Genomic DNA, 15463 nt, shown 5'->3' on the forward strand with positions numbered 1-15463 from the left:
GTAAACGTAAAAATAAGCGTTTTATAACTGCTTTTTATTTATTCTATTACAAAAGGCTTCGCACCTCATCTTTTAGTTTTTTCTTCATTTCATCGGCCAGCCGCTTTCTGGCCCTGAATAACTTTACCTTGGCGGTTTCGGCACTTATTGTTAAAATTTCTGCAATTTCTTCAAGGGTTTGTTCTTTCAGATAAAACAAAGTTATAAGTAAGGCATCATCTGATGAAAGATTCTGCAAGGCCTGTTGAATAGCCTTGCTCCGCTCCCGGCTTCTGATTTGTTCAGTGGTATCGGCCTGCGCGCTTACCATCATAGCCTGGGTTGACGTCTCAATGTCTTCGGTAAAGACACGGTTTTTCCGTTTCTGCATCAAAGCGGCATTAAATACTATTCTATAAAACCAGGTAGTAAACTTAGATTCATAGTTAAAGTCAGTGATATGTTTATAAACCTGCAGAAAGGCATCCTGGGCAACCTCTTCGGCGTCTTCCCTGTTGTTCAGAATCCGGAATGCTACTGTAAATGCATAGTCCTTGTGGCGATTGATTAACTCTTTATAAGCTAACCTATCACCTGCCTGCATGAGCTTCAGTAGGGTAATATCTTTATGTTCGTTGTTCACTAGCACATTTGATGCACCATTTTGCTAAACGTTACACTTGTTCTGAAATATTTTATTTTCATACCAGCCTGTAACCTCATTTAAATTGCCTGCATCCTATTGCCAAATTATTATTTAACTTTTAAAACATACATTATTATGGATTCCGCTAAAGCATTAGTTGCCATTGCAATTCCAGTAACAGCCATTCTTGGACTCGTTGGACTGCTGATTGTATTAAGAAAATTTGACAACGACGAGAAAATGGCTATGATTGAAAAAGGCCTTACACCACCCCAAAAGCAAGGCACCAAAGTTAACCCTGCCTCTGCTTTACGTTGGGGCTGTTTGTTTATGGGTGTAGGTTTAGGTATTTTTATAGCTAATATGATAGACAGTGTTAAAGAAGACTCCGAAGCACTTTACCCGGCTCTGATTCTAATCTTTGGTGGCTTGGGTCTGCTTGTATCTTACTATATACAATTGCAGCTAGACCGCAAAGCCAAAGAATAGTTTAAAGAGACGGGCCTTAACGGCCTGTCCACTTAGCTAAATTACCTTTGCCACCAATGGCCCAACAGTTATTTTTATAACAAGAAACAGCGTGGAAAGACTCAGTATCGATGGCTTTCCACGTTTTTCCATTATCGGCTGATACCCCAGTGCCTGATGTACCCACCACTATCAGGCTTTTGTCTGGCAGCATCCATGCCGACTCCTTGAGTCCATCTGGTTTCGCCTGCGTAAGCAGTGCCCAGGTTTTTCCGCCATCATGGGTAATGCCTACATTATCTGTGGCTTTCTTGTCATCTTTGTAATCTCCTCCGGTAGCAATACCATCTTTATCGGTATAAAAATGCAAGCCAAAAATACCTGATGTTTCACCTTGTTTAAAAGGGGTTTCAGCCACCAGCCAGGTTTCACCTTTATCGGTGGTGTAAAAAACTCTGCTTTGGGTGTTTATCCAGGCCAGTTTTTTATTTCTTGTGTTTACACAAGTGCCACTGGCTGCAAAAGAGGCTTCTTTGGGCTTAATAGCAGGCAGTTTTTCAGGCGATATCCGCTCCCATTTTTCGCCATCCAGCGTTCGCAAAATATAAGGCTTATCATCTACGGGGTCGCCAATCAGTATTCCCTCTTGCTCATTCCAGAAATCAAAAGAATCAAAAAAGGCTCCCTTTTCGGTAGTCTGAAAAACAACGCGCCAGTTTGCACCGCCATCGGTGGTCTTAAATATTTTTGCTGCACCTTTATCTGCCTCACCGGCGCTCATGGCAAAGGCCGTTTTTTCATTCACGCCGTGTATATCTCTGAAATCAAGGGTTTCGGCACCTGCAACTTTTATTACCTGCCATTCTGCCCCGGCGTTAATTGTTTTCAGTATGGTGCCTTTGGTGCCACCGGCCCAAACAACTTTGCTGCTTGCAGCAGAAATAGAACGGAACGACGCATCTGTACCGGCGTTCTGCTTAACCCATTGTGCCTGTGCAGTGGTTACCGATAGAATTATTAAAAGGCAAAAACGTTTTTTCTTAAAAATAAAGTTAATCATATCAATCATTCAGAATAGAGGTATATTTTTGTAAGATGAAGCAACGAATGTACATATTTCTTTCAACTCTTTTCTTTTTTTCCATCAGCTTTTTCGCTTCAGCGCAAGACGATGTAAAGATAGAATTCGGGAAGAAGAATCTGATGATCGACGAGCCACTGGTTGTGAATGTAATCATTAAAGGAAGCGAAAAATCTGTGGTTAGTAATTTTCCGGATATACCGGGTTTTACCAAAACTGACAGAAAAATAACCCATGCCAAAGGACAGCAACATACCATTACGCAAAATTATACACCCGTTAAAGAGGGTTCTTACCGCATATCTTCTTTTGAATTGACTATTAATGGCAAAATTTATGAGTCTGAACCTGTGATGATTACTGTGGCGGCGCCGGATGAAGATGAGGAAGAAAATAAAGAGGTTATCAGTTTTGAAAGCTTAAAAGACAATGCCTTTCTGGCCTTGACTATCGATAAAAGCACTGTTTATGTAAGTGAGGGTTTCAGGGTATCGCTGGCGTTTTATATTGCCGAAACCAATACCATGCAGATAAGTTTCCCTGATAATCTGAATGCGCAGGTAGATGCCATTGCCAAGAAAATAAAATCGGCCTACTGCCTGGAAGAGAGAATCAATATTACCAATATTGTTGAAGAACACAGAACAATTGACGACAAGAAATTTCTGGTTTATAAATTTTTTGAGGCCATTTATTTCCCGCTTAATTCACAGCCGGTGGTAATTCCATCGGTGGAATTAAAAATGGATCAGCAAAAAAGAAAAAGTGAAGACAAAGAAAGCATAGACTTTATAAGTAAACCGTTTACTGTAAAAGTAATTGCTCTGCCCGACCACCCCTTGAAAGATAAAGTAGTAGCAGGTAATTTTGATTTGGTTGAAGAAATTGAAACCCGAAAGATAAACACAGGCAAAAGCTTCAATTATAGCTTTAAGATTGTTGGCAGAGGCAATTTTTCTACTATTAATGTTGCGTCTCCTGCTAATGATAGTTTCTTTGATTTCTACCCGCCCGATATTAAGGAAGAGCATAACCGCGACTTTACCTTGCAGGAAAAAGAATTCAGGTACCGCATAGTACCTAAAGATTCGGGCCAGCAGGCACTGGATAAATATTTTTACTGGATATATTTCAACACCAAAAACAAGGCTTATGACACCCTTAAGTCTACAATAAAAATTAAGGTATTGGGGAAAGCCATTCATGACAAGGAATCGGGCGAATCGGAAGATATATTTGCTGGCATTGACAGGCTCGATACCTCTTTGATGCAAACTAATTATCAGGAAGTTTTCAAGAACATTTCAAACTTCCTGATAATCTGTATGATAATGGGTTGCCTATACCTGTTCAGTTGGAAACGCTCAGGAAAATAGGCTATAAGTTCGGGTGCTTCTTGTGGAAACCGGTGGCATCCTGATAAGCCTTTGCTACCTGAAGTAATTTGGCCTCACCAAACAATTTGCCCATAAATGTAATACTGGTTGGCCTGCCCTCAGCTCTGAAACCGTTAGGTAATACTACACAAGGGTGGCCGGTCAGGTTGGTTAATGTCAGGTTTCTGCCAAAAGACGGAGAAAGATATACATCAATATCTTTAAGTTTGTTTTCCATTTCCTGAATAAGCAATGTTCTGTGTCTGTTGGCCTGTAAGTACTCAACAGCCGGTATAAAACGAGCAGAGCGAAAAGCATTGGGCCAGGCATTTTTATTCTGCCTTACCATCAAATCGTCTCTGCCTGATAGGGTGAGCTCATCAAAGGCAGCGGCGGCTTCAACACTCAATAAAAAACTAATTTCGTTAGATGGCAGGTTGGGTAGCTCCATCGGTATCAGCTCTGCACCTAATTTTTTCAGAGTTATTAATGTGAGCGAATCCATTGTCCGGGTTGGATATTTTCGCTCAAAGTCAGTTTTCAGGTAGGCTATCCTTATTCCTTTAAAGCCTTTGGTGCCATCATAATTAAATGGTGCCGGCATACAGGTAAAGTCTTGCCCATCAGGCCCCTGAATGGCATTAAACACAATGGCACAGTCTTCCACAGTTCTGCAAATGGGCCCAAGTTTATCCATGCTCCAGCTTAAAGCCATGGCACCAGTACGTGGTACTCTTCCGAATGTGGGTCTTAGCCCGGTTGTTCCGCATTCGGTAGAAGGCGACACAATTGAGCCAAGCGTTTCACTACCAATGGCAAATGGCAATAATCCGGCTGCCACTGAAGATGCCGACCCCGCAGAGGAGCCGCTTGAACCCCGGTTCAAATCCCACGGATTAAGGGTTTTACCACCAAACCATACATCACCCATGGCCAGTTCTCCCAAAGTAAGTTTAGCACAAAGAATGGCTCCTGCCTTTTCTAATCTCTTAATAACCTCAGCATCCTGGTCGATTACCTGTTCTTTATATGGCACAGAACCCCAGGTTGTTTTATAACCTTTTACAGCCAATAAATCTTTGGCGCCATAGGGAATGCCGTGCAGCAAGCCGCGGTATTTACCAGCTTTTATTTCTGTATCGGCTTGTAGGGCCTGCTTCAAGGCCAGCGCCTCGGTTATGGTTATGGCACAATGCAGTCGGGCATCATATTTTTTGAGCCTGTCAAGAAAGAACTTTGTCAGATCAACAGAAGAGATTTTCTTTGTTCTGATTAGCTCTGCCAATGCTCTTACCGAATAATAAGCCAGTTCTTCTCTATTGACAGGTAAGCTGACGTTGCCAATTTGTGAGACCCTGAACGGTTCATAGTTCTTCTCAAATTCAAAACCCACCGGAAGAGGATTAAAGTATAAAGCCGGAGCCACATTATTATTTAACGGAATTTTTCTGATGCTTTCAAAATCCTTTCGGTTATCATTCAAATCACTAATCATGGAGTCCGCCTCTGCTTCAGTAAAATCAATGCCCAGAATTTTCTCTGCTTCGTTAATTGCCGCAACCGTAATGGGGCGGTTATCGGTCAGTTTTGTTATAAAAGCACCAAGCATAAGCGACGCCAGACAGGCCGCTGGTAGTAGAAGTTTTTTCATTGGCACAAAATAGTATTGTTGATTGAATTGAATTCCAATTTAATTGAATTTCAGGAAAAACGAATGTAAGAGCGCTAATAAATCAAAAACAAAAGCCAACACTGAAAACAGCATTGGCCTTTGTTGCAACCTTTATGATTATTTCTTTGGTTGAATAACCTCTTTGTAGCTTACCAGTTTAATTCCTTTGCGTTCAATGGCTTCTTTAACTTTGTCGCTCGTAAAAATATGGGTTACATCTTGCCGGCCCTGTGCTACATCTTCATAACCAATGTGGTAAATGGCTTTCAGCTCATCATTATCAAGGCCAGGATGCTCTACATACACATAGGTTTTGCCTTCTTCCAATTTGTCAAGCATGCTTATAAATGCATCTATTCGTTCGGCAGTAGTTTTATTTCTGAAATCAAAACCGGTGTAGCTGATACCAAAATCTTTCTGACTATCGGCATCTACCAAAGCAAGATTATATTCTTTTGCCACTCTTTTGGCCATTTCTTTTACCTCAGGCGTAAACGCCACACTACCCATGTGGCCAGATATATGGCTTAACCTGGGAATATATTTCAGTGCTAACTGAATCTGCGCGCGAAGCTCTTTCTCAATATCAGCAAGTTTCCAGGCATTGTCCATCACTGCCTGTTGCGGGTAATTATTATTATGGAATAACATCGGATAAAAATAGCCGTCTTTATCTCTTAAGCTCGGAGCATCCGTCAATGGTCTCCACTTTACATTGTCCCATTCGCTGGTAATGGCAAAATGCAGACCTGCGTCAATACCTTTATTTTGCTCTAATAATTTTACCGCCTCAGGAAACCAGGGCGATGGCGCGATAACCTCTATTGATGTCTCTATTCCTTCTCTAAAGCATTTGATTAAAGCCTCATTGCCAGAATGCGAATAGCCCATGTCGTCACCTCGCACAATCAGTTTTGGTGCATTGCTTCTTGTGTTTCTCAAAACACCTTTTTTATTGATCTTAGAGAAAATACTGGCTATTTCAATACCCACATTGTCACCATCAAAAGCAAATTTAAAGGTTTCGGTATGCGGGCTCTCAATGTATCTCAGCGTTAGTTCCAGATTATTATCGCCATTCCATGTATAGCTGCCTGCTACTTTAAAGCTTGGTATATTAGAACGGTTGGCTTTGGCCCTTGCCACCAGATAGGGCCCAAATTTGGTGGTTTCGCTATACTCCCACTGGCCTGCACCAAACGGAATCAGGTGCGTTACTGAGTCAGTTTCTAAACTCAGATAACAAATATTGTTCTTAAACTCAAACCCGACACTGGCAAGTGATTTGTCTTTGGCAATTACGCCAAAGGTTCTGCCCGTTATCTTAGACTCTAATGCCGAACTCGCATTCTTTTGCGGAATAGATAATGCCAGTTGTTTCGATTTTTCTTTCAGGACTGCTAATGCTTTTGCATTAGAGGGCAACTTTTTAGGTTTAAAAGCAGGAAGAATGTATTTCCAGACCAGATTAATTTCTGACTGCATATCAGGCGCTTCGGCTGTTAATAAAACCACAGCATCCTGATCAGGCATTACAATAATAAACTGACCATTGGCACCGTCTCCACGATACGCATTATTACGACAACGCCACATCTGGTAGCAATAGCCCTGCAGCCAGTCGCTTGAATCTTTTTTGGCCTGAGGGGCATCGGGGTCTTGCAATATTTTCATGGTTGAGGCTTCCTCTACCCAGGCAGCGGGTAAAATCTGTTTGCCTTTCCATTTGCCTTTTTGCAAAAACAACTGGCCGAATTTGGCCATGTCTTCAGTTTTTAATCTTAATCCCCAACCACCGGTATTAATTCCGTGCGGGTCAAGCTCCCAGTCTATGCTCTCAATACCAAGTGGGTCAAACAATCTCGGTTTTAGGTAATCTACTATTTTATCCCCTGTCACTTTCTGTACAATGGCTGAGAGCATGTAAGTAGCTGCGGAATTGTATAGAAACTTAGTACCAGGCTTATTAACAATAGGAGTACTGAGAAAAGTTTTTACCCAATTGTCGCTGATTGCAACAGGGCCGGTAGGGTCTGGAGCTTGTCCGGCACTCATGCTTAGCAGGTCTTTTACGCGTAGCTCAGCCAGATTAGGGCTTATGGTTTTTGGCAAGTCATTCGGGAAGAATGATATTACTTTATCATCCACAGTCAGTCTTTTTTCTGCCACTGCAAAACCCACAGCAGTAGCTGTAAAGCTCTTACTGCACGAATACATGGTATGTTTTAAATCTGCTCTGTACGGATTCCACCAGCCCTCTGCCACCACTTTCCCATGACGTAGAATCATATAACTGTGAAACTCAAGTTTGCTTTTTCCGGCGGCTTCCAGAAACTGAATAATGCCCTCGGTTGAAACCCCTTCAGCTTCAGGGGTGCTTCTGGGCAATGAAGTATTTTTCTGAGCGAATACATATACGCTCAACAAAAGCAGTATAAACGTTTTTCTCATAGGTAATAGTAGATCAGGTATTTTGTTGAATATCAGTTTGAAAGTTATAGAATATCTGTTGATTTTCATAATGCCTTACACCTTAACATCCTCGCGTCTTTCGTTTAAAGCAAATTTATAATAAACAAAAAAAGAGAGAATTCTCATTCTCCCTTATGATATCTAATGATTGGCTAATTACTGACTTTGGTTTTGGGCCTGATGATTAATCGCAGCGACTGATCATAAGTAATATAGCTCCAAACCCAATTAATGAATACCATCACTTTGTTCTTAACGCCGAGAATAGACATCAGATGCACAAACATCCAAACATACCAGGCAAATGCTCCCTGGAACTTCCAGAAAGGTAAATCTACCACAGCCAGGTTTCTGCCCACTGTTGCCATTGAACCCAGGTCTTTATAACTGAATGGTTTCAAATCTTCGCCTTTCATCAGGTTCATGATATTCTTTGCCAGTAGTTTACCTTGCTGAATAGCCGGTTGCGCTACCTGTGGGTGCCCGTTCGGAAATTTCTCATCTCCGCTCATTAAAGCAATATCACCCACCGCAAAAATATTCTGATAGCCCTCTACCTGGTTAAACTGATTAACTTTCATTCTCCCGCCTCTTCCATACACTTCCGGGGCAAAACCTTCAATAGTATTGCCCTTTACACCCGCAGCCCAAACCACATTATGGGTTCTGATTTTCTCATTGTTACTAGTGTAAGCAAATTGACCGTCAAAATCTACAATTCTTTCACCAGCCCTTACAATTACACCTAACCGCTCAAGATATTCTTTTCCTTTAACCGACGCCTCGTCAGACATCACCTCTAATACATGAGGCGAAGACTCAAACAGATAAATTTTCATCATGTTGAAATCAAGCTCGGGATAGTCTTTTGGCAAAATCATTTTTTTCATTTCTGCCAATGTCCCGGACACCTCCACACCCGTCGGGCCGCCACCTACCACCACCATGTTCATCAGGCCTTCACGGGTTTCGGCGTCTTCGGCGGTTAAGGCATCTTCAAAATTCTGCAATACCCGGTTTCTTAAGTAGATTGCCTCCGACACCGATTTCATGGGTATGGCATTGTTTATCATGTTTTGCATTCCAAAAAAATTGGTACCTGCACCCATTGCCAAAACCAGGTAGTCGTAATGTACATCGCCCAGTTCTGTTTCTATCTTCTGCTCTGACGGCACTACTCTTGTTACGCTTGTAATACGGATATGAATGTTTTTTTTCTTCTGGAATATTTTCCGGAGCGGAAAAGATATGGAGCTGGGCTCTAGCCCTGCCATAGCCACCTGGTAAAAGAGTGGTTGAAACTGGTGGTAATTATTTTTGTCAATTAATACAATCTGAACATCATTTTTTTCGAGTTTCTGTGCCAATGCCAGGCCTCCAAAACCAGCGCCTACAATTACGATGCGTTTCTGAGAAGTATCCGGAATATTAGGTTCCATAGTATATCAATAGCCGAAGCCGTTTTGTATTTTTCTAATAACAGAACGCCCGGAAAGCCGTTTTTGTTCAGCAATATTTAGAATTATTCGGGCATCTTAAAAAAACAAAACCCGTTCAGGCTTGATTCTGAACGGGTTCGCTAATCTTTAAAACAACATTTCATTGGGTGGTTTTATACCTTTCAGACGGATGTAAATGGTGGTTTGTCCGCGATGATGCGTCTGGTGCTCAAACGCCTTGGCAAATACCAGTTCTTTGCTCATTTCACCTCTGTTGCCAAAGGTTACCATTTCTTTCAGCTGTGCGTCCGTCATACCTTTAAGGGCATTGATAACGAAGTCGTAGCTTTCTAAAACCATTTTGGTAGTGGCCGCTTTCGATTTATCTTCCGCTTTTTCGCAGGCGCCTCTTTCTACCGGGCTTTTTACGCCACTGGCCAAAGAGCCAAAACTATAGTTGGCGTCGGCCAGATGCAACAATTGCTGTGCAAAAGAACGGATATCCGGAGAGGCCTTAAAGTCGTATCCGTCTTCCGGCATGGTTTCCAGATATACTTTGGTATAGGCTTTGGCCCGCTCCCATTCTTTTAGCATCTGGTCTTTATCAAGTGCAAAGGCACTACTGAAACTAAAGACAAGCATGGTCAGCAGTGATACTAGTAAAGATGTTTTTTTCATTGTCATAGATGTTTGTAATAGATTTATAATTCTAAAAGTAAATGTAATAAAAAAGAGACTTTCCGGTATTCAGAAAGTCTCTTTTAAAATTTATCGGTTTCAGTTAGCTACAAATTCGCCACTGGCTCTTAGTTCAACTTCTTCGCTCACCACGGCTGACGGCATAGCACCCACACCAAAGTCAGTACGGTTAATGGTACCTGCGGCTTTGAAACCTACTACTTTTTTACCCTGACGGTTAGTGGTTGTTCCAATTAAAGTCAGGTCAATAGTAACCGGCTTGGTTACACCTTTCATAGTAAGGTTACCACCCAATTGGTATTTTTTAGCTCCTACACTTTTAATAGATGTGCTTTTAAAGGTTATGGTCGGGTACTTTTCAGTATCAAACATATCAGCTTTTTGCAAGTGTGCATCTCTGTTATCCTGATTAGTATTTACGCTTTTGGCGTCAATTGTCAATTCAAATACTGCGTCAGAAAAATCTTCTTTAGAAGAAGTAATGCTGGCATCAAAATTTCTGAAAGTGCCATCTACTTCAGACAACATTAAGTGTGTTACAGTAAAGTTCACTTTTGCGTGAGCTTTGTCTGCTGCCCACTTTTGTGCAAATGAACCTATTGAAACAAGTAGGCCTAGTACCAAAACAACTGCTTTTTTCATTAGTCTTAAATGATTAAATTAATAATAGTGAATTGATTATAACAAATGTATATACATTTATTTTATCTGCAAGGGATTTTTACTGAATTAACATAACAATAAACAGGCCCTCTGCCCGACAAATATGTAATGTAATCAGTGACAGAAAAAAATGAGTAGACATAAACCAAAATTTTCTCGGCATTTTTCAATAATACGAAGATTATGGCTTCAAAGACTTGGTAAAAAGCCTGCCACCAGAAATCTGACGCATACCCACTACAGAGGAGCTTTTGTTTTTAACAATTTAAAACGTTTGCATGACAATTTGAAACGTTTGCAAAAATAAATATTTTTATATTAAGTCTTTATATAATACTATTGCATCAGGCATTTGTAATGGCAACAATTATTTTGGTGCGGGCGCTTGTCTATACAAGACAGATACATTAACTTTAGCACCACTTGTCTATACAAGTTCTTATAATATAATCTTATTAATTTTCTTAGCTGTAGTGTGGAGTATGAAAATCAGCAACCTTTTAGTTAAACCGCAACCAAACCCGGTATATCAGAATTTTACTGCAGAAGAAGCCGGCTGGAAACACCTCAACTTTGGTGCCCGCCTGATGCAGAAAGGTGAAACCTGGCAATTTGATACCACAGAACATGAAATGGCCATAGTAGTGCTTGGCGGTAATTTCAGGGTTGAATCTGACAAAGGCAACTGGGAAATAACCAACGGGCGCAAAGATGTTTTCAGTGGTATTGCTCATACGCTTTACTTATCCCGTCATACTAAATTCACACTTACAGCTACCAGCGAAACATTAGATATTGCTTACTCATGGGTAGCAAGTGAAAGAGATTTTCCGCCTTACCTGAAACAACCGCATGAAGCAGCCATTGAGCTTCGCGGAGGCGATAACGCCAATCGGCAGATAAACAGCCTTATCCAGCCCGGTTTTGCCTGCGATAAAATTGTTTGTGTTGAGGTGTACACCCCTTCAGGCAACTGGAGTTCTTTCCCTGCTCACAAGCATGACGAAAGGATTATTGATGCAGACGGCAAATTAATAGAGGCTGAACTGGAAGAAATTTATTTTTACAAGTTTCAGTCGCCACAGGCGTACGCTATTCAGCAGGTTTATACCTATGACCGCAGCCTTGATGAAATTGTAAGAGCAAAAAATAACGAGGCTATTCTGGTTCCGAAGGGTTACCATCCGGTGGCTGCGTGTCATGGCTACCACGCGTATTACCTGAATTTTCTGGCAGGAAGCGACCAGGTTCTGACTGCTACCAACGACCCTGACCACGAGTGGATTTACGGTACCTGGAAAACACAGGATACCAGGCTACCACTTGTAACCGCCGACATGAACGTTTAACCAAGCTCTACATGCAAGATACTATTAAAAAATATGATATTCTGACAATCGGGCGTTCGTCAATTGATTTATATTCTAACGATATTGGTTCTCCTTTTGTTGATATCACTTCGTTTGGTGCATTTGTTGGCGGCTCGCCTTTAAATATTGCGGTAGGTTGCCAGAGGCTCGGCCTGAAAACCCGTTTTCTGACAGCCGTTGGTAATGACCAGGTTGGTAAATTTATTCTCCATTTTCTGGAAAAAGAAGGTATAGATACATCTGTCATACCAACTTTAACAGGCCCGCGTAGTTCGGCGGTTATTCTGGGCATTGAACCTCCGGACAGATTCCCGCTGGTTTATTACCGCGATAATTGTGCCGATATCAACATTAATCTGGAGCATATCCGTCAGGCCGGTATTTCACAATATCGCTCAGTAATGTTTTCAGGTACAGCCTTTAGCAAAGACCCCAGCCGCACAGCCATGTTTTATGCCATTGAAGAGGCAAAAAAGCACAATGCCGTAACGGCACTGGATATTGACTTCAGAGCCGACCAGTGGTTTGACCCACTCGCCTTTGGTGTAACCATCAGAGCCGCTCTGCCTTACATGGACTTTGTATTGGGCACAGAAGAGGAGATACTGGCTGCGTTTATGACCGACCCGAAACAATTAGAAATTAAACATCAGCAGATTTCTGCACCTGAAATCAGAGGTAATATAGATAACGCCATTCAGGAGATTCTGAACAAAGGGGTAAAAACCCTGATAGTAAAACGCGGAGCCGATGGCGCGTCTATTTTTGAACAGGGTAAAGAAGAAGTGAAAGTACCGGGTTTTCCGGTTGAGGTAATTAATGTGCTGGGGGCAGGAGATTCTTTTGCAGCCGGATTTATGTACGGCTACCTGCAAGGCTGGAGTTTGTTTAAAGCCGTTCGTATGGCCAATGCCACCGGGGCCATAATGGTTACCAAACATGGGTGCGCCAACTTTATGGCAACGCTTGAAGAAGCATTGGCTTTCGCTGACAGCAAAGGAGGTTTATAATAATCAGAAAAATTCTATTAAAACATAATGACAAAATTAAGGAACTATATAAACGGACAGTGGGTAAACAGCAGCTCAGATGCCACACTGAATGTAGTTAACCCTGCCAGCCAGGAAGTTATAGCGCTAGTACCGCAAGGTTCGGTGCAGGATGTCCAACAAGCTGCTGAAGCCGCAGCGAAGGCTTTTCCTGAATGGAGAAACGTTCCGGCGCATCGTCGCGTTCAATATTTGTTCAAGCTGAAAACCCTGCTTGAAGATAACATTGACGAAATCTCAAGAACTATAGTATTAGAAAGTGGCAAGACTTTCGGCGAAGCCAAAGCAGAAATGCAGCGTGCTATTGAAAACGTTGAAAACGCCTGCGGCATACCAACCATGATGCAGGGCAGTTTCTCGGAAGACATAGCCAGGGGGGTAGACGAATTCATGATTCGCCAGCCGGTAGGGGTTTGTGCCTGTATTGCACCATTTAATTTTCCGGGGATGATTCCCTTCTGGTTTCTGCCTTATGCCATTGCCTGCGGTAATACCTATATCATTAAACCTTCTGAGAAAGTACCACTTACCATGACCAAAGTTGTAGAACTGATGGAAAAACTGGACTTGCCGAACGGGGTGGTTAACCTGGTAAATGGTACAAAAGAAGTAGTAGATGGCCTGTTGCAGCATCCGGTTATTAGAGCCATCAGCTTTGTAGGTTCAAGTAATGTAGCGCGCTACGTGTATTCGCAAGGGGCCTTGTATGGCAAAAGAGTACAGGCACAGGGCGGGGCAAAAAACCCGGTACTGGTACTGCCTGATGCCGATATTGAAATGACCACTCAGATTATTACCGACAGTGTATATGGTTGTGCCGGCCAACGCTGCCTGGCGGCGTCGACCATCATTACCGTCGGCGACCACAAAGATATTACAGAAAGCCTGGTTGAAGCCGCCAAAGCACGCACCACCGGATTTGGACTGGATGATAAAAGCCTGATGGGACCAGTTATAACCCCTGAAAGCAAAAACCGTATTGAACAGCTGATTCAGCAAAGTGTGCAGGATGGCGGCCGCCTGTTGGTAGACGGCAGCCATGCAACAGTGGCCGGTTATGAAAACGGTAACTTTATTTTGCCTACCATTATTGAGGATGTACCGCTGACCAGCCATGTGGCACAAACCGAAATTTTTGGCCCTGTTATGTCATTAATGCACATGAATGATGTAGACGAGGCTATCCGGTTTATTAATAGCGGCAACTACGGCAATGCGGCCTGTATTTTTACCAGCAGTGGCGCCAGTGCCAGAAAATTCAGACATGATGCAGATGCCGGAAACATCGGTATCAATATTGGTGTGGCGGCTCCTATGGCGCAGTTTCCGTTCTCAGGCTGGAAAGACAGTTTCTTTGGCGACCTGCACGGACAAGGCATGCATTCCGTTGAGTTCTTTACCCAAACCAAAGTTGTTATTGAACGCTGGCTGAAAGAATGGACACGTAAATTCTGATTTTATATTATAAAACTTTACTATTCATATACTTACCTATTAAAACTGAATGAAGAATACCATAAAAATCGGCATCGTAGGTCTGGGTCGTATCGGGCAAATCCATTTAGCCAATATTGCCACCCGGGTAAAAAACGCAGAAGTAGTTGCTGCTGCCGATATAACAGAGAGTCTGTTAGATTTTGCCAGAAGACATGGCGTTGAGAATGTATCTACCAACCCTGAGTATGTATTGACGCATCCGGATGTAGAGGCAGTGGTTATCTGCACCCCTACCCCTACCCATGTGCCTTACACCATACTGGCAGCACAACACGGCAAGCATATTTTTTGTGAAAAACCGCTTGACCTGAGTATTGAACAGATTCTGGTAGCAAAAGAAGCCGTTGAGATGGCTAACGTTCAGTTAATGCTGGGCTTCAACAGACGTTTTGATGCTAATTTCCTGAAAGTAAAAGAAATGGTACACGAAGGTTTGGTGGGCGACCCTCATATTCTTAAAATAACCAGCCGCGACCCTAACCCGCCGCAAATAGAATATGTAAAGTCTTCGGGCGGACTTTTTCTTGACATGGCCATTCATGATTTTGACATGGCCCGCTATGTGATGAATAGCGAAGTAACCGAGGTTTACGCCAAAGCAAAGGTGCTGGTAGACCCACGCATTGGCGCAGAGGGTGATATCGACACGGCCATTACCACCCTGACCTTTGCCAATGGGGCAATAGGTGTTATTGATAACAGCAGAAAAGCCGTTTATGGATACGACCAGCGCATTGAAGTTTTCGGCTCAGGCGGTATGACACAAACCAAAAATAACACACCAGATACCCATGAATACTACAATGACAAAGGTGGTCATTTATCGTTGCCATTGAATTTCTTTCTTGAAAGATATGCCGAAGCGTATGTAAATGAAATAAATGTGTTTGTTTCAAGCATATTGGCAGGCGAAAACGTGCCGGTTAATGCACATGATGGCCTGATGGCCACCGCAATTGCCATGGCTGCCAAGCAATCTTATATGGAAGACAGACCCGTAAAAATAGAAGAGATACTAAGCGCCATTACGGCTTAATTCTGAAGAACACCAA

General features: G+C 42.4%; 13 protein-coding genes. 6 read left to right on the top strand and 7 right to left on the bottom strand.

Going from position 1 to position 15463, the window contains the following annotated elements:
* Positions 1–46: 46 nt before the first annotated feature.
* The gene (locus C0V77_RS04070; protein WP_101725067.1) at positions 47–622 is read right to left on the bottom strand and encodes an RNA polymerase sigma factor; all 576 of its coding nucleotides are present in this window, start codon (positions 620–622) and stop codon (positions 47–49) included.
* A 138-nt stretch (positions 623–760) separates the two neighbouring features.
* On the opposite strand from C0V77_RS04070, the gene C0V77_RS04075 reads away from it, so the two are divergent.
* Positions 761–1114, top strand: coding sequence for a DUF6249 domain-containing protein (locus C0V77_RS04075; protein WP_101725068.1), 354 nt, complete (start codon positions 761–763; stop codon positions 1112–1114).
* Between the two features lie 16 nt (positions 1115–1130).
* On the opposite strand, the gene C0V77_RS04080 is transcribed toward C0V77_RS04075, so the two are convergent.
* Positions 1131–2162 (bottom strand): oxidoreductase, encoded by a 1032-nt coding sequence (locus C0V77_RS04080; protein ID WP_101725069.1) that lies wholly within the window; start codon positions 2160–2162, stop codon positions 1131–1133.
* A gap of 38 nt (positions 2163–2200) precedes the next feature.
* Here C0V77_RS04080 and C0V77_RS04085 point away from each other — a divergent pair, with 38 nt between their 5' ends.
* Positions 2201–3550 carry a BatD family protein gene (locus tag C0V77_RS04085; protein ID WP_158237881.1) on the top strand — a complete coding sequence of 450 codons (1350 nt, stop codon included), beginning with the start codon at positions 2201–2203 and terminating at the stop codon, positions 3548–3550.
* A gap of 1 nt (position 3551) precedes the next feature.
* Here the strand turns inward: C0V77_RS04085 and C0V77_RS04090 are convergent, their stop codons facing one another.
* The 5 genes from C0V77_RS04090 to C0V77_RS04110 form a co-directional block, all read right to left on the bottom strand.
* Positions 3552–5201 (bottom strand): amidase, encoded by a 1650-nt coding sequence (locus tag C0V77_RS04090; RefSeq protein WP_101725071.1) that lies wholly within the window; start codon positions 5199–5201, stop codon positions 3552–3554.
* Positions 5202–5339: 138 nt separating this feature from the next.
* Complete coding sequence (locus tag C0V77_RS04095; protein ID WP_158237882.1) at positions 5340–7673, bottom strand: ChbG/HpnK family deacetylase; 2334 nt, start codon at positions 7671–7673, stop codon at positions 5340–5342.
* 173 nt (positions 7674–7846) lie between these two features.
* The gene (locus C0V77_RS04100) at positions 7847–9133 is read right to left on the bottom strand and encodes an NAD(P)/FAD-dependent oxidoreductase (protein WP_101725073.1); all 1287 of its coding nucleotides are present in this window, start codon (positions 9131–9133) and stop codon (positions 7847–7849) included.
* A gap of 147 nt (positions 9134–9280) precedes the next feature.
* The gene (locus tag C0V77_RS04105; RefSeq protein ID WP_409012781.1) at positions 9281–9775 is read right to left on the bottom strand and encodes a DinB family protein; all 495 of its coding nucleotides are present in this window, start codon (positions 9773–9775) and stop codon (positions 9281–9283) included.
* 135 nt (positions 9776–9910) lie between these two features.
* Positions 9911–10474 (bottom strand): YceI family protein, encoded by a 564-nt coding sequence (locus C0V77_RS04110; RefSeq protein ID WP_101725075.1) that lies wholly within the window; start codon positions 10472–10474, stop codon positions 9911–9913.
* A gap of 503 nt (positions 10475–10977) precedes the next feature.
* On the opposite strand from C0V77_RS04110, the gene iolB reads away from it, so the two are divergent.
* Genes iolB through iolG form a run of 4 tightly spaced genes read left to right on the top strand, consistent with a single transcriptional unit; the run spans position 10978 to position 15447 of the window.
* Positions 10978–11844, top strand: coding sequence for a 5-deoxy-glucuronate isomerase (gene iolB, locus C0V77_RS04115; RefSeq protein ID WP_229236193.1), 867 nt, complete (start codon positions 10978–10980; stop codon positions 11842–11844).
* Between the two features lie 11 nt (positions 11845–11855).
* Positions 11856–12875, top strand: coding sequence for a 5-dehydro-2-deoxygluconokinase (gene iolC / locus C0V77_RS04120; protein ID WP_101725076.1), 1020 nt, complete (start codon positions 11856–11858; stop codon positions 12873–12875).
* Positions 12876–12902: 27 nt separating this feature from the next.
* Positions 12903–14369, top strand: coding sequence for a CoA-acylating methylmalonate-semialdehyde dehydrogenase (locus tag C0V77_RS04125; protein ID WP_101725077.1), 1467 nt, complete (start codon positions 12903–12905; stop codon positions 14367–14369).
* 49 nt (positions 14370–14418) lie between these two features.
* On the top strand, positions 14419–15447 hold the full coding sequence (gene iolG / locus C0V77_RS04130; RefSeq protein WP_101725078.1) for an inositol 2-dehydrogenase: 1029 nt from the start codon (positions 14419–14421) through the stop codon (positions 15445–15447).
* Positions 15448–15463: the final 16 nt, after the last annotated feature.

The sequence above is a fragment of the Emticicia sp. TH156 genome, from assembly GCF_002855535.1.
In the GTDB taxonomy this organism is placed as follows: Bacteria; Bacteroidota; Bacteroidia; order Cytophagales; family Spirosomataceae; genus Emticicia; species Emticicia fluvialis.

Bases quoted from the DNA above. Each gene is read 5' to 3' on its own strand.
- C0V77_RS04075 (WP_101725068.1), top strand. From the start codon at position 761: ATGGATTCCGCTAAAGCATTAGTTGCCATTGCAATTCCAGTAACAGCC.
- C0V77_RS04080 (WP_101725069.1), bottom strand. From the start codon at position 2,162: ATGATTGATATGATTAACTTTATTTTTAAGAAAAAACGTTTTTGCCTT.
- C0V77_RS04085 (WP_158237881.1), top strand. From the start codon at position 2,201: ATGTACATATTTCTTTCAACTCTTTTCTTTTTTTCCATCAGCTTTTTC.
- C0V77_RS04090 (WP_101725071.1), bottom strand. From the start codon at position 5,201: ATGAAAAAACTTCTACTACCAGCGGCCTGTCTGGCGTCGCTTATGCTT.
- C0V77_RS04095 (WP_158237882.1), bottom strand. From the start codon at position 7,673: ATGAGAAAAACGTTTATACTGCTTTTGTTGAGCGTATATGTATTCGCT.
- C0V77_RS04100 (WP_101725073.1), bottom strand. From the start codon at position 9,133: ATGGAACCTAATATTCCGGATACTTCTCAGAAACGCATCGTAATTGTA.
- C0V77_RS04105 (WP_409012781.1), bottom strand. From the start codon at position 9,775: ATGCTTGTCTTTAGTTTCAGTAGTGCCTTTGCACTTGATAAAGACCAG.
- C0V77_RS04110 (WP_101725075.1), bottom strand. From the start codon at position 10,474: ATGAAAAAAGCAGTTGTTTTGGTACTAGGCCTACTTGTTTCAATAGGT.
- iolB (WP_229236193.1), top strand. From the start codon at position 10,978: ATGAAAATCAGCAACCTTTTAGTTAAACCGCAACCAAACCCGGTATAT.
- iolC (WP_101725076.1), top strand. From the start codon at position 11,856: ATGCAAGATACTATTAAAAAATATGATATTCTGACAATCGGGCGTTCG.
- C0V77_RS04125 (WP_101725077.1), top strand. From the start codon at position 12,903: ATGACAAAATTAAGGAACTATATAAACGGACAGTGGGTAAACAGCAGC.
- iolG (WP_101725078.1), top strand. From the start codon at position 14,419: ATGAAGAATACCATAAAAATCGGCATCGTAGGTCTGGGTCGTATCGGG.